Source organism: Cellulomonas endometrii (assembly GCF_949769265.1).
Classification (GTDB): domain Bacteria; phylum Actinomycetota; class Actinomycetes; order Actinomycetales; family Cellulomonadaceae; genus Cellulomonas; species Cellulomonas endometrii.
Genome location: NZ_CATKPC010000014.1, coordinates 27085 through 40273, shown reverse-complemented (window position 1 = coordinate 40273; position 13189 = coordinate 27085). Strand labels below are relative to the sequence as shown.

Here is a 13189-nt window from a genome sequence, read left to right as displayed (position 1 = left end):
CCTCGATGACCGTCGACTCCTCCGCCCTGCTGCTCGACGGCCCGTGGCGGCACCACTTCGTCCCGGCGAACGGTGCACGGTTCCACGTCGCCGTCGCCGGACCCGACGACCGGGACGCGCCCCTCGTGGTGCTGCTGCACGGCCTGCCCGAGCTGTGGTGGGCGTGGCGGCACCAGCTGCCCGCCATCGCGGAGGACGGCTACCGCGTGGTGGCGATGGACCTGCGCGGCACCGGCGGCTCCGACAAGCCGCCCATCGGCTACGACGTGCCGACCCTCACGCGCGACGTCGCCGGCGTCGTCCGCTCGCTGGGCTGCGACCGGGCGGTCGTCGTCGGGCACGGCGTCGGGGGCGGAGACGTCGCCTGGGCGATGCCCGCCTACCACCCGGACCTGACCCGCGGCATCGCGGTGCTGTCCTCCCCGCACCCGCTGCTGCGGCGCGCCGACCCGCGGTCCGGGCTGCGGTCCCGCGCCGCCCGCCGGATCGCCGCGATCCAGATGCCGTACCTGCCGGAGCGGTCGATGACCCACGGCGACCTGGTCGCGCGGCTGCTGCGCGAGTGGGGCGGCGCACGCTGGCCGGACCCCGCAGCGCTGGCCCTGTACCGCCGCGCCGCGCTCGTCCCGTTCGCCGCGCACTCCGCCCTGGAGCAGGTCCGGTGGCTGTACCGCTCCGGCCCGCGCGCCGACGGGCGCCGCTACGCGCAGGCGCTGAAGGCCGCGACCGCCGTGCCGACCCTGCAGGTGCACGGCGGGTCGGACGGCTGCTACTCCGTCGGGCGGGCGATGGCGGACGGCCCGGTCGGCCGGCAGCTCGGCAACCAGTACCGGTTCGAGATGCTGTCGGGCGCGGGGCACTACCTCCCCGAGGAGGAGCCGGTACGCGTCACGGCCCTGCTGCGCGACTGGCTGCGGGAGCTCGGCTAGCCCTCGTCGGCAGGGGCCGCCGGGGCGGCCGGCACGGGCGGGACGCCGACGCGCACCAGCGCCGACGGGCAGTCCCGCGTGATCGGGCAGGTCGCGCAGTCCGGCTTGCGGGCGTGGCAGGTGCGCCGCCCGTGGAAGATCAGCCGGTGGCTCAGCAGCGTCCACTCCGCCCGCGGGATCAGCGCCGCGATGTCCTGCTCGACCTTGACCGGGTCCTCCTCGGTCGTCCAGCCCAGGCGCCGCGCCAGCCGCCCGACGTGCGTGTCCACCGTGATCCCGGGGACGCCGAACGCGTCGCCGAGCACGACGTTCGCGGTCTTGCGCCCGACCCCGGGCAGCGTCACCAGGTCCTCCAGCCGCGGCGGCACCTCGCCGTCGAACCGCTCGACCAGCGCGCGCCCGAGGCCCTGCAGCGACCGCGCCTTCGCGCGGAAGAACCCGGTCGGCCGGATCAGGTCCTCCAGCTCCTCGGGGTCGGCCGCGGCGTAGGCGGCGGCGTCCGGGTACCGGGCGAACAGCGCGGGGGTCACCTGGTTCACCCGCACGTCGGTGGTCTGCGCCGACAGCACCGTGGCGACCAGCAGCTCCAGCGGCGTGCGGAAGTCCAGCTCGCACCGCGCGTCCGGCCAGCGCAGCGCCAGGGCCCGGTTCACCCGGCGCGCGCGCCGCACCAGCGCCGTCTCCGGGCGGGGCCGGCCGGGGGGCTGCCGCGAGGTCATCGGCCCAGCGTAGGTCGCCCGGGCGAACCGGCGTCCTCCCGGAGGGTGACGCGGACTGGATCACATGACCAACTGCTCAAGTCGGCGCCGTCCGGCGTCGAACGACTACCAGGAAGCGCCCGCAGCCCAGCGGGCCGACGAGAGAAGCGGCGGACCGCATGACCCTGGCCGGCCCGGCTGCCGAGATCGTCGACCTGCGCCGCCAGCGCGGTGCCCTGCGGCTCGAGCACCAGCACGTCGTCCGCTGGCGGCGCCTCGTCCGCAACCGCCTGGAGCTCGCCGTCGCCGCCGCGGCACCGCCGCTGGCCCCGGGCGCCTGCCCCGACGTGCGCGACGTGCTGGGCCCCTCCGCGGGCGACGTCCCGCCCGCCGCGGAGCTCGCGGCCGCCGTCCGCGGGGCCCTGCCGATCGCCGAGGTGCACGAGCTGCCGCGCCTGCGGGACCTCGACACGCGGCTCGCCCGGTACGAGATGCGGCTGGAGAACGCGCTGCGCGACCTCACCGACCGCTACATCGTGCAGCTCGCGCGCGACGTGACCGAAGGCGGGGTCGAGGCGCTCCGCGGTCCTGCCCGCGCGTGATGAGGCAGACTGAGGACGTCACATCCCGGTCAGAAGGTGAGGTTCCTCCCGTGGAGGACGACGTCGTGCTCACGGCGCCCCTGTTCGCGAACATGGACCCCGAGGCGTCACGGACGCTGCTCGCGTCGATGACGCCGCTGCACGTGGCCCGCGGCGAGGTGCTGTTCCACGAGGGCGAGCCGGGCGACCGCCTGTACGTGATCCGCTCCGGCAAGATCAAGCTCGGCCGCCGGTCCACCGACGGGCGCGAGAACCTGCTCGCGGTGCTCGGCCCCGGCGAGATGTTCGGCGAGCTCTCCTTGTTCGACCCCGGCCCGCGCACCGCGACGGCCACGGGCCTCGCCGACGCCGTGGTGCTGGAGCTCGGCCACCACGACCTCATCCCGTGGCTGGAGCAGAACCCCACCGTCGCCAAGCACCTGCTCGGCGCGCTCGGCCGCCGGCTGCGGCGGACGAACGACGCCCTGGCGGACCTGGTGTTCTCGGACGTCCCCGGGCGCGTCGCCAAGGCGCTGCTCGACCTGTCACACCGGTTCGGCCAGCAGACCGACGAGGGCGTCCGCGTCGCGCACGACCTCACGCAGGAGGAGCTCGCGCAGCTCGTCGGCGCGAGCCGCGAGACCGTGAACAAGGCGCTCGCCGACTTCGCCGCCCGCGGGTGGGTCCGCCGCGAGGGCCGCGCGATCGTGCTGCTCGACCTCGAGCGCCTGGAGCGACGCGCGCGCTGATGCGCACAGGGCGACACGCGCGCTGATCTGCGCGACACCACCACCGACGACGACGGCCCGCCCGCTCCCCGAGGGGACGCGGACGGGCCGTCGCGCTGCGCGGGTCCTGCTCAGGCGTCCGGCGTCAGCTCCACGACGATCTCGACCTCGACCGGCGAGTCGAGCGGCAGCACCGCCACGCCGACCGCCGAGCGCGCGTGCACGCCGGCCTCGCCGAACACCTCGTGGAGCAGCGTGCTCGCGCCGTTGATGACGCCCGGCTGGCCCGTGAAGCCCGGGTCGCTCGCGACGAAGCCGACGACCTTGACGACGCGCGCGACCCGGTCGAGGTCCCCGATCAGGGACGCCACCGCGGCGACGGCGTTCAGCGCCGCGGTGCGCGCGAGCTCCGTGGCGGTCTCCGCGGAGACCTGCCCGGGCCCGGTGCCGACCTTGCCCGTCGCGGGCAGCTCCCCCGCGACGAACGGCAGCTGGCCGGACGTGTAGACGTAGCTGCCGGTCCGGACGGCCGGCACGTACGCGGCGACGGGCGCGGCGACCTGCGGCAGCTCGATGCCCAGCCCGGCCAGGCGGTCGACGACGCGGCCGCTCACCGCTCGCCCGTCGGGCGCTTGAGGTAGGCGACGAGCCCGGTCTCGGACTGCAGCACCTGGACGAGCTCCCAGCCGTCCTGACCCCACTGGTCGAGGATCGCCTTGGTCGCGTGGACGATGAGGGGGACGGTCGCGTACTCCCACGTGGTGGTGGCCATGGCGCCACCCTAGCCGGGGGCGCTCAGGTCGCGACGGCCTGCTCGGCCTCGGCGCTCACGAGCTCGTCGCGCCAGGACTCGACCTCGGGGCGCCGGCGGCGCAGGGCACGCCGCTCGCGCTCCGTCATCCCGCCCCAGACGCCGAAGTCCGTGCGGGAGTCGAGCGCGTCCGCGAGGCACTCCAGCCGCACGACGCACGACTGGCACACCGAGCGGGCGTCCCGCTGGGCGGCTCCCTCGACGAACAGCGCGTCCGGCGCGATCGTGCCGGCGCCGCACGCTGCGCGCGCCGTCCAGTGCCCGTCCAGGCCTGTCATCGTCATGCCACCACCTCGTGTCCCCCTGATCACGGGACAGCGACGTGAACCGGCGGCGCGCGTGCGACGTCGGACCGTTCGGCAGTCCCCCTGCCCGGCGACCGTACCGGGTCGTTTCGTCCCGGGGCATCCTCCGTTCGGGTTGTCTCGGGCAACAGCACCGCGCGCCGGGGCATGTGCAGGTACCGTGCAGGTCCCTGCGGGCCCTGTGGACGACCGGCGGGCCCCGCGGGCGCTCCCGTACCCTGCTGGTCATGGCTCCCACCCCCTCGCCGCGCGGGCGGCAGGTCACCGTCGTGCAGGCGCTGGCGCTGCTGCTCGCCTTCGTGCTGACCGCCGGCGTCGGCGGTCTCCTCACCGCCGGCCTGGTCATGCCCACGGTCGCCGCCGCGAACACCGCGACGGACCTCAGCATCGAGGCGTTCGAGGACCTGCCGAGCCAGCTCGACCGCAAGTCGCTGTCGGAGAAGTCCACGCTGCTCGCCGCCGACGGCACCGTGCTCGCGACCTTCTTCGAGGAGAACCGCGAGGTCGTGCCGCTGGAGCAGGTGTCGGTCCCGATGCAGAACGCCGTCGTCGCGACGGAGGACAAGCGGTTCTACCAGCACGGCGGCATCGACCCCATGGGCATGCTGCGCGCCGCGGTGCAGAACTTCGCGGGCGACCAGCAGGGCGCGTCCACGCTGACGCAGCAGTACGTGAAGAACGTGCTGATCGAGACGGCGATGCGGGAGAACGACCTCGCCGGGGTCCAGGCGGCGCGCGAGGCGGAGGGGGCCGAGGGGTACGCCCGCAAGCTCCGCGAGGCGAAGCTGGCCATCGCGCTCGAGAAGGAGCTGACGAAGGACCAGATCCTCGAGAACTACCTGAACATCGCGCAGTTCGGCGTGGCGACGTACGGCGTGCAGTCCGCCGCGCAGCGCTACTTCAGCAAGCCGGCGGCCGAGCTCACCTACCTCGAGGCCGCGACCATCGCCGGCATCACGCAGAGCCCCACGGCGTTCGACCCGGTCAAGAACCCGGAGGACTCCCAGGGCCGCCGCGACATCGTGCTCGGCCTCATGCGCGCCCAGGGCTTCATCACGCAGGAGGAGTACGACGCGGGCATCGCCACCCCGCTGCCGGCCACCCTGCGCGTGAACGAGGCGCAGAGCGGCTGTATGGCGGCCGGTGCCGTCGTCGCCGGCTCCGGGTACTTCTGCGACTACGTGACCCGCGTCATCCGCAACGACCCGGCCTTCGGCGCGACGCCCGAGGAGCGCCAGGACCTGCTCTTCCGCGGCGGCCTGACCATCACCACGACGCTCGACCCGCGCCTGCAGACCGAGGCGGACGCCGAGGTCAAGGCCGGGGTCCCGGTCGACGACGGCTCCGGTGTGGGGTCCGCCATCTCCGTGGTCCAGCCCGGGACCGGCCAGATCAAGGCCATGGCGCAGAACCGCAACTTCAACAACAGCGCCGAGGCCACCGGCCGCGACAACGCGGTCAACTACAACACCTCGTACTCGTACGGCGGCTCGGGCGGCTTCGCGCCGGGCTCGACGTTCAAGCCGTTCACGCTGCTGGAGTGGCTCAAGCAGGGGCACAGCCTCAACGAGCGCGTCGACGGCACCGAGCGCACGCTCAACACGAACCAGTTCACGGCGTGCGGCGAGCGGTACCCGAGCCAGACCTGGAAGGTGGGGAACTCGGAGGGCGGTGGCGGCAGCATGACCATCATGGACGCCACCCGGCAGTCCGTGAACCTCGCGTACCTCTCCATGGCGATGCAGCTGGACCTCTGCGCGATCATGGACGGCGCCGCCGCCCTCGGCGTCGTGCAGTCCCCGAGCGGGGTCGAGGGCCAGCCGTTCGGCGCCAAGCCGTCCTCCGTCCTCGGCTCGGACTCCACGACGCCGCTGATGCTCGCCGGCGCGTACGCCGCGTTCGCCTCGGGCGGCGTGTACTGCAAGCCGATCGCCATCACGAACGTGAAGAACGCCAACGGCGAGGACCTCCCGATCCCCGACGCCGGCTGCGCGCAGGCGATCGACCCGAACGTCGCCAACGCGATGAACTACGCGCTGAGCAACGTCTGGAACGGCACCGCGAAGAGCGTCGGCGCACCCCAGGGCTACACCGCGTCAGGCAAGACCGGCACGACCAGCGAGAACGAGCAGACCTGGTTCGTCGGCTACACGCCGCGCCTGGTCTCCGCGGTGTGGGTCGGCTTCCCCGACTCCTTCACCCCGATGCAGCGCATCACGATCAACGGCCAGTACCACCGGAACGTCTTCGGCGCGACGATCGCCGGCGAGACGTGGAAGCGGTTCATGGACCAGGCGCTCGCCGACGGCCAGCCGAACCCCGGCTTCACCGAGCCGAACAACGACGCCAAGTTCGGCAAGGCGATCCCGGTCCCGTCCGTCGCCGGGCAGGACCAGGCGACCGCGACGCGCACGCTGCAGGGCGCCGGGTTCCAGGTCGTCGTGGGCGGCACCACGAACTCCGACGTCACGGCGGGGTCCGTCGTCAGCCAGAGCCCGTCGGGCGCGGCCCCGCCGGGCACGACGATCACGCTGACGCTCTCCAACGGCCAGCCGGCGCCTCCTGCCGGCCAGCCGGGCGGTGACACCGGCGGCGGACAGGGCGGCGGCAACAACGGCCAGGGGAACGGCCAGGGCCAGCCATGAGCCACCCGGTCGCCCGCGTCCTCGGCGCCACGGCGCTCGCCGGCGCGGGCGCCCTCGCGTGGGGCACCCTGGTCGAGTCCCGCTGGTACGCCCTGCGCGAGGTGACCGTCCCGGTGCTGCCGCACGGGCAGGACCCCCTGCGCGTCCTGCACCTGTCGGACCTGCACCTGACGCCCGGGCAGCACCGCAAGGTGGACTGGGTCCGCGACCTCGCGTCCCTGGAGCCCGACCTGGTCGTGGACACCGGCGACAACTGGGCCCACCTGGACGCGATGCCCGCGCTCCTGCACGCCCTCGAGCCGCACCTGTCGACGCCCGGCGCGTTCGTGTGGGGCTCGAACGACTTCGTCGCGCCGACCCCGAAGAACCCCGCCCGGTACCTGCTGCCGGACGCGCGCACGACCCCGCAGGCGCCGCCGGCGCCGCTGCCGTGGCGGGAGCTCGGCCGGCGGTTCACGTCCGCCGGCTGGGTCGACCTCACGAACGCCCGCGGCGAGGTGAAGGCCGGCGGCCGGCGCATCTCGCTGGTCGGCACCGACGACGCCCACCTCGACCGCGACCGGTTCCCGGCCGCCGGGGGTCCCGGCGACGTCCGGCCCGCGCCTGTCGTGGACGACGCCGGGGTGGCGCGCGTGGACCGCAGCGACGTCGACCTGCACCTCGGCGTCACGCACGCCCCGTACCGCCGGGTGCTGGACGCGATGCACGCCGACGACGTCGACCTGGTCCTCGCGGGGCACACGCACGGCGGGCAGCTCGCCGTCCCCGGCTACGGCGCGCTGGTGACGAACTGCGACCTGGACCGCGGCCGCGCGAAGGGGCTGCACGGCTGGCCCGGCGCGCGGCCCGACGCCCGCGGCGGTGCGGACTCGACCTGGCTGCACGTGTGCGCCGGGCTCGGCACGTCCCCGTACGCGCCCGTGCGGTTCGCGTGCCGCCCCGAGGCGACGCTGCTGACCCTCGTCGCGGCCTGACCCGCGCGACGCTGCTCACACTCGCCCCCGCGGCGGCGGTCCCGGTTACCGACCACCCGCCGACCTCGGCTATGCTGGGCGGGCTTCACCGGGGTGTGGCGCAGCTTGGTAGCGCGCCTCGTTCGGGACGAGGAGGTCGTGGGTTCGAATCCCGCCACCCCGACCGGTGATGTCAGGCAGGACATCGACGAAGGCCCGGACCACACGGTCCGGGCCTTCGTGGTTCCCGCGGGGGCAGCCGCACGCGCCTGCCGAGTGGAACGTCCGGCCCGACACGCCGTGGCGTGTCCGTGGGAACCGTCCACCCTGGGGAACCGAGCGGTGAGCGACCCTCAGCGGACCGGGTGCTGCTCGACAGCGTCGCCCGTGACGCCCCCGGCGGGCGCCTCCGCGGGGCGGCGGCGCGCGCCCAGCGCCTCGGTCGCGATCCGGAACCGGTCCCGGCCGGCCTGCTTCGCGCGGTACAGCGCGATGTCGGCGGCGGCCAGCGCGCTCCCCGGCGGCGTCTCCTCGGTGATCAGCGCGATGCCGGCGGAGAACGTGACGCCGGTGCCCTCCTCCGCCCACTCGGTGCGCAGCGCGCGGAGCATGTTCATCGCCTGCACCGGCTCGGTGCGCGGCAGGATCAGCACGAACTCCTCGCCCCCGTACCGGGCCGCGTAGTCGCGGCGGCGCAGGTGCTGGTCGAGGTGGTGGCCGAACCGCTCGAGCACCGCGTCGCCCGCGGCGTGGCCCTGCGTGTCGTTCACGCACTTGAAGTGGTCCAGGTCGGCGATGACCAGGCAGTCGCCGGGCAGCGCGGCGGTGAGCCGCTCGTCCAGGTCGCGCCGGTTGGCCAGCGAGGTGAGGGCGTCCGTCCGGGCGTCGGACCGCAGGCGCCGGGCGAGGTCCCGCTGGTACTCCGTGGCCAGGGCCAGGGACTGCGCGACGGCCCACCACGTGACGGCGTAGACGGAGAGCCGGACGAGCGCGCTGCTGTCCAGGACGCTCACCATCGAGACGTACGCCGCGAGGGCGAGCGGGAGCACGGCGACCGCGACGCGACCGGGGTGGAACAGCCCGAGGTAGACGAAGCACAGCGGGATGAGGCCGGCGAACGACCCGGCCACGCCCGACGTCGTCAGCCCGAGCCCGCCGAGGGCCACGAGCACCACCACGGGGAACGCGACGGTGGCCCGGGACCCGCGCGCCCACGGCACCAGCAGGCTGAGCCCCACGGCGACGAGCATCGCGGCGGACGTGCCGGCGAGCACCCGCAGCGCGTGCTCGTCGACCCCGAGCAGCAGGGCGCCGAGCACCACCACGGCCCCGCAGAACAGCAGGAGCAGCCGGCCGACCGCGGCGGCGTTCCCCCCGACCCGGAACCGGGCCGGGATGTGCTCCATCAGCCGCACGACGACCGGCGCCTCGTGGGCGCGGTCGCGCGCGCGGGGGTCGTCCGGCGGCGTGGGGGTCACCCCGCACCCATCGGCCCGGGACGGCCCTCCCTGGAGGAGATCGTTGAGATTTCCACCGAGCCTTCGCCGTTCCCTCGGGTCCGGCGGTCACGCGTCACCGCCAGCGGAAGATCCGCGCCGCCAGCGGGACGAGCGCCACGGTCCAGGCAGCCATCACGAGGAGCTCGCGCGTCGGGACGCCCGCCCCGACCCAGCCGTCGAGCATCGCCTGCGCACCGGCCCCGAGCGGGGTCCAGGCGGCGATCTCCTGCACCACGTCAGGCATGATCGGCAGCGGCAGCCAGACCCCCGCGAAGAACAGCGACACGAAGTAGGTGGTCATCCCGATGCCCGTCGCGGCGCCGGCCGTCGGCGCGCGGGCGGCGATGAGGGACCCGAGGCCGAACGTCGACGTCGCGGTGAGCAGGAACGCCAGCAGGACGACACCCGGGTCCTCCGGTGCGGTGACGTCGACCACGAGCATCCCGACGGCGACCGCGAGCACCGCCGCCACGAGCAGCGCCGCCACGTTGACCAGGATCTGCGCGACCAGCAGCCGGGACGGCGGCAGCGGGGTGGTGGACAGCCGGCGCAGCACGCCCTGCCCGCGGTAGGTGGCGATCGTGATCGGGTACGACGACAGGGCGACGGTGCCGACCGCCAGCGTGAGCACCACCGGGGTGTACCCCGTGATGCCGCTGATCTGCGACAGGAGGGGGTCGCTCTCGTCGAAGGGCGTCGACCCCCACGGCATCGTCAGGCCCAGGACCGCCAGCAGGACGGCCGGGAACAGGACGGCGAAGAAGGCGTTGGACGGGTCGCGCAGGGCGAGCCGCCCCTCGACGGCGGTGACCCGGGCGAGCACCCGGGGGCTGGTCGCGGACATGTCAGGCCTCCACGCGGGTCGTGGTCTGCGGAGCGGGGACGTCGGCGCCGGAGCCGGGCTCCGCGCCGGTGAGGCGGACGAACGCGTCCTCCAGGGTGCTGCGGGTGACCCGGAGGTCGTCCGGACGGACGCCGGCGGACGCGAGCGCGACCATGACGTCCTGCACGACGTTGCCGGTCCCGCGCACGTGCACCGTGCCGTCGGCGTGCTGCTCGACCGCCGTGACGGTGCCCAGCGCGCCGAGGTGGGCGACGCCGGCGGGGGCGGACGGCCGGAACACCAGCGTCTGCTCGGCACCGACGAGCGCGGCGACCTCGGCCGGTGTGCCCTCCGCGACCACGCGGCCCGCGTCGACCAGCACCACCCGGTCGCACAGGCGCTCGGCCTCCTCCATGAAGTGGGTGACCAGCACGACGGTGACGCCGCGCTGCCGCACCCGCTCGATCACGTCCCAGGTGTCCCGGCGGGCCTGCGGGTCGAGCCCGGTCGTCAGCTCGTCGAGGATCGCCAGCTCGGGGTTGCCGACCAGGGCAAGAGCGATCGACAGGCGCTGCTTCTGGCCGCCGGACAGCGCCGCGTACCGGGTGCCGGCCTTCTCGGCCAGGCCCAGGTCGCGGAGCAGCTCGTCGGGGTCGGCGGGGTCGTCGTAGAACGCGGCGTACTCCTCGACGGCCTCCCGGACGGTGATCCGGGCCGGCAGGGCGGACTCCTGCAGCTGCAGGCCGACGCGCTCGCGCAGCGCGGCGCGGTCGTGCGCGGACCCGTCCGGGTCGAGCCCCAGGACGCGGACCGTGCCGCCGTCGCGCTCGCGCAGGCCGCCGATCATCTCGACGGTGGTGGTCTTGCCGGCGCCGTTGCGCCCGAGGACGCCGACGATCTCGCCGCGCGCGACCGTCAGGCTGACGTCGGCGACGGCGACCGTGCGGCCGTAGCGCTTCTGCAGGTGCTCCGCGTGGATCACGGGTGCTTCCGAGGGCATGACGGACTCTCCTGTCTGGCGGTGCGGTGGCAGAGCAGGGCGGCGGTGCTGTGCAGGGAGGTGCGGTGCTGAGCGGTGCGGCGTCAGCCGCGGCGGGGCGCGATCGACCGGCGGGTCGCGATCAGCCAGAAGGCGGTGGCGAGGGCCAGCGTCAGGACGAGGGCGACGGTCAGGACCAGCGCGAGCGGGGTGCCCTCGCCGTCGCCGCCGAACAGGTGGGAGAACGGCACCCAGTCGTTCGAGTTGCCGACGAGGATCGTCATGAGGAGCGAGGGCCCGGCGGTGAGCGGCAGGGTGAGGGTCCCCCACCAGCCGCCCGCGGAGGCGTACACCGTGCCGACCAGCAGGCCGCTGACGTACGCGACGACGAACGTCGCCAGGTACGCGACGAGCAGGGTGCCGAACGACAGGTCGGGGTCGAACCAGCCCTGGTCCTGCAGCGACCACTCCCAGCCCATCGCGCCGTACCAGGCGCGCTCGGCCATCAGCCCACCGGCCATGAGCAGCGCGAACGCGGCGGCGAGGCAGAACGCCGCGACCAGGGCACCGCGCACGTAGGCGCGCCGGGTCATGCCGCTGGCGACGTGCACCGGCGGGTAGCTCGTGGCGACGCCGATCAGCACGGAGAACGGGAACCAGACGCCGCTCTGCCGGGCGAACCACAGGATCGACGTCCCGACCTCGCCGACGGCGCCGATGACGAACGGCAGCGCGACGACGACCACCAGGACGAGCGCCCAGTACCAGAGCGCGATCTGCCCGAACCAGGCGAGCAGCGACACCGCGGTGCGGAGGACCGGGCCCTGCCGGGCGGCGGAGCGTGCGGGGAACAGCGGGCGGGTGGTGGCGCTCATCGGGCCCTCCCGAGCTCGCGGGCCACGTCGGCGGCCCCGTCGGCGGTCAGGTGCACGAACAGGTCCTGCAGCGGCACGGGCCCGAGCTCCAGGCCGGCGGCCCGGGCGTCCGCGGCCTCCCCGGCCGCGAGCGTGGCGAGCACGGTCGCCTGCGCCGTGCCCCCGAGCTGCTGCCGGCCGAGGACGGTGCGGCCGACGACGAACCGCTCGACCTCGCGGGCGGGGCCGGTGACGGAGACCCCGGTGACCCGCAGGGCGTCCGCGTCCTGCGCGAGCAGGACCCGACCGCGGTCGAGCACGACCACGTGCTCGAGCAGCCGCTCGACCTCCCCGATCAGGTGGCTGGACAGCACGATCGTGCGCGGGTGCGCGACGTAGTCCTCGAGCAGCGCGTCGTAGAACGCGTACCGGGACGGCGCGTCGAGCCCGAGGTGCACCTCGTCGAGGATGGTCAGGTCCGCGCGGCTGGCGATCCCGAGGACGATGCCGAAGGCCGACTTCTGCCCCCGGGACAGCTTCTGCGGCTTGGCGGCCGGGTCGAGCTCGAACGTGTCCATCAGCCGCTCGGCGACCTCGCGCGAGAACTGCGGGCGGCAGTCCTCGGTGAACCGCAGGTTCGACCGGAGCGACTCCGTGTCGAGCACGTCGCCCGACTCGCGGACCAGCAGCACGCGCGGCAGCAGCGCCTCGTTCTCCCACGGCTCCTCGCCGCCGACCCGCACCGTGCCGGACGTCGGCCGGCGGAACGCCGCGAGCACCGACGCGAGGGTCGTCTTCCCCGAGCCGTTGCGGCCGAGCAGGCCGGTGATCGACCCGGCCGGGATGTCGACGTCGACGCCGCCCAGGGCCACCTTGCGCCCGTAGCGCACCGTGAGGTCGCGGACGTGCACGCCGAGGGCGGTCACGACGCGGCCCCGTCCGCCTCGGTGGCGTGCGAGCGACCGGCGCGCGAGCGGCCGGCACGCGCGTCGTGCTCCCGCAGCCGCGCGACGACGTCCTCCAGGGGGATCCCGAGGGCGCGCGCCTGGTCGGCCACCACGTCGACCGTGTCGGCGAAGAACGACTCCCGCCCCTCGGCCCGGAGCCGGTCCCGGGCGCCCGGTGCGACGAACATGCCGACGCCCCGCCGCTTGTACAGGATGCCGTCGTCGACCAGCTGCGCGAACGCCTTCGCCGCCGTGGCCGGGTTGATGCGGAAGGTGGTGGCGTACTGCGTGGTGCTCATCACCTGCTCCTCGGGCTGGAGGTCGCCCCGCAGGACGTCCTGGCGGATCTGGTCGGCGATCTGCACGTAGATGGGGTCCCGGCCGTCGAACACGGGTGGACCTCCTCTGCGCCTCTGTGGTTCGTTACTCCACTAATG

General features: G+C 74.5%; 15 protein-coding genes and 1 tRNA gene. 6 read left to right on the top strand and 10 right to left on the bottom strand.

The features are described 5' to 3' along the window. Positions 1-5: 5 nt before the first annotated feature. Complete coding sequence (locus tag QNH85_RS14535; RefSeq protein WP_282947528.1) at positions 6-929, top strand: alpha/beta fold hydrolase; 924 nt, start codon at positions 6-8, stop codon at positions 927-929. Here the strand turns inward: QNH85_RS14535 and nth are convergent. After that, the gene (nth, locus tag QNH85_RS14530) at positions 926-1648 is read right to left on the bottom strand and encodes an endonuclease III (protein WP_282947526.1); all 723 of its coding nucleotides are present in this window, start codon (positions 1646-1648) and stop codon (positions 926-928) included. The genes QNH85_RS14535 and nth overlap by 4 nt on opposite strands. Positions 1649-1806: 158 nt before the next feature. On the opposite strand from nth, the gene QNH85_RS14525 reads away from it, so the two are divergent. Beyond that, complete coding sequence (locus QNH85_RS14525; protein ID WP_282947524.1) at positions 1807-2229, top strand: hypothetical protein; 423 nt, start codon at positions 1807-1809, stop codon at positions 2227-2229. A gap of 50 nt (positions 2230-2279) precedes the next feature. Then, entirely contained in the window at positions 2280-2957 is a 678-nt protein-coding gene (locus tag QNH85_RS14520; RefSeq protein ID WP_249669424.1) for a Crp/Fnr family transcriptional regulator, read from the top strand. Between the two features lie 110 nt (positions 2958-3067). Here QNH85_RS14520 and QNH85_RS14515 read toward each other — a convergent pair whose 3' ends face one another. The 3 genes from QNH85_RS14515 to QNH85_RS14505 are packed head-to-tail and all read right to left on the bottom strand — an operon-like array spanning position 3068 to position 4025. Beyond that, the gene (locus tag QNH85_RS14515; protein WP_282947520.1) at positions 3068-3550 is read right to left on the bottom strand and encodes a RidA family protein; all 483 of its coding nucleotides are present in this window, start codon (positions 3548-3550) and stop codon (positions 3068-3070) included. Next, entirely contained in the window at positions 3547-3708 is a 162-nt protein-coding gene (gene sp36, locus QNH85_RS14510) for a Sp36 family protein (protein ID WP_203669286.1), read from the bottom strand. Before sp36 ends, QNH85_RS14515 begins: the two co-directional genes overlap by 4 nt. A 23-nt stretch (positions 3709-3731) precedes the next feature. Further along, positions 3732-4025, bottom strand: coding sequence for a WhiB family transcriptional regulator (locus QNH85_RS14505; RefSeq protein ID WP_282947620.1), 294 nt, complete (start codon positions 4023-4025; stop codon positions 3732-3734). Positions 4026-4279: 254 nt separating this feature from the next. Here QNH85_RS14505 and QNH85_RS14500 point away from each other — a divergent pair, with 254 nt between their 5' ends. The 3 genes from QNH85_RS14500 to QNH85_RS14490 all read left to right on the top strand — a co-directional run bounded on the left by QNH85_RS14500 (position 4280) and on the right by QNH85_RS14490 (position 7834). Then, entirely contained in the window at positions 4280-6697 is a 2418-nt protein-coding gene (locus QNH85_RS14500; RefSeq protein ID WP_282947517.1) for a penicillin-binding protein, read from the top strand. After that, positions 6694-7671 carry a metallophosphoesterase gene (locus QNH85_RS14495; protein WP_282947515.1) on the top strand — a complete coding sequence of 326 codons (978 nt, stop codon included), beginning with the start codon at positions 6694-6696 and terminating at the stop codon, positions 7669-7671. The genes QNH85_RS14500 and QNH85_RS14495 overlap by 4 nt, the downstream gene beginning before the upstream one ends. An 89-nt stretch (positions 7672-7760) precedes the next feature. Beyond that, a tRNA-Pro gene (locus tag QNH85_RS14490) sits at positions 7761-7834 on the top strand. Positions 7835-8003: 169 nt separating this feature from the next. Here QNH85_RS14490 and QNH85_RS14485 read toward each other — a convergent pair. The 6 genes from QNH85_RS14485 to QNH85_RS14460 all read right to left on the bottom strand — a co-directional run bounded on the left by QNH85_RS14485 (position 8004) and on the right by QNH85_RS14460 (position 13144). Then, positions 8004-9128: a GGDEF domain-containing protein gene (locus QNH85_RS14485; RefSeq protein ID WP_282947514.1), complete on the bottom strand. Its 1125-nt coding sequence runs from the start codon at positions 9126-9128 to the stop codon at positions 8004-8006. 94 nt (positions 9129-9222) lie between these two features. Then, on the bottom strand, positions 9223-9993 hold the full coding sequence (locus QNH85_RS14480; protein ID WP_282947512.1) for an ABC transporter permease: 771 nt from the start codon (positions 9991-9993) through the stop codon (positions 9223-9225). A 1-nt stretch (position 9994) separates the two neighbouring features. Beyond that, positions 9995-10972, bottom strand: coding sequence for an ABC transporter ATP-binding protein (locus QNH85_RS14475; RefSeq protein ID WP_282947511.1), 978 nt, complete (start codon positions 10970-10972; stop codon positions 9995-9997). An 83-nt stretch (positions 10973-11055) separates the two neighbouring features. Then, the gene (locus tag QNH85_RS14470) at positions 11056-11826 is read right to left on the bottom strand and encodes a hypothetical protein (protein WP_282947509.1); all 771 of its coding nucleotides are present in this window, start codon (positions 11824-11826) and stop codon (positions 11056-11058) included. Then, the gene (locus QNH85_RS14465) at positions 11823-12731 is read right to left on the bottom strand and encodes an ABC transporter ATP-binding protein (RefSeq protein WP_282947507.1); all 909 of its coding nucleotides are present in this window, start codon (positions 12729-12731) and stop codon (positions 11823-11825) included. Before QNH85_RS14465 ends, QNH85_RS14470 begins: the two co-directional genes overlap by 4 nt. Next, positions 12728-13144 (bottom strand): GntR family transcriptional regulator, encoded by a 417-nt coding sequence (locus QNH85_RS14460; protein ID WP_282947505.1) that lies wholly within the window; start codon positions 13142-13144, stop codon positions 12728-12730. Before QNH85_RS14460 ends, QNH85_RS14465 begins: the two co-directional genes overlap by 4 nt. Positions 13145-13189: the final 45 nt, after the last annotated feature.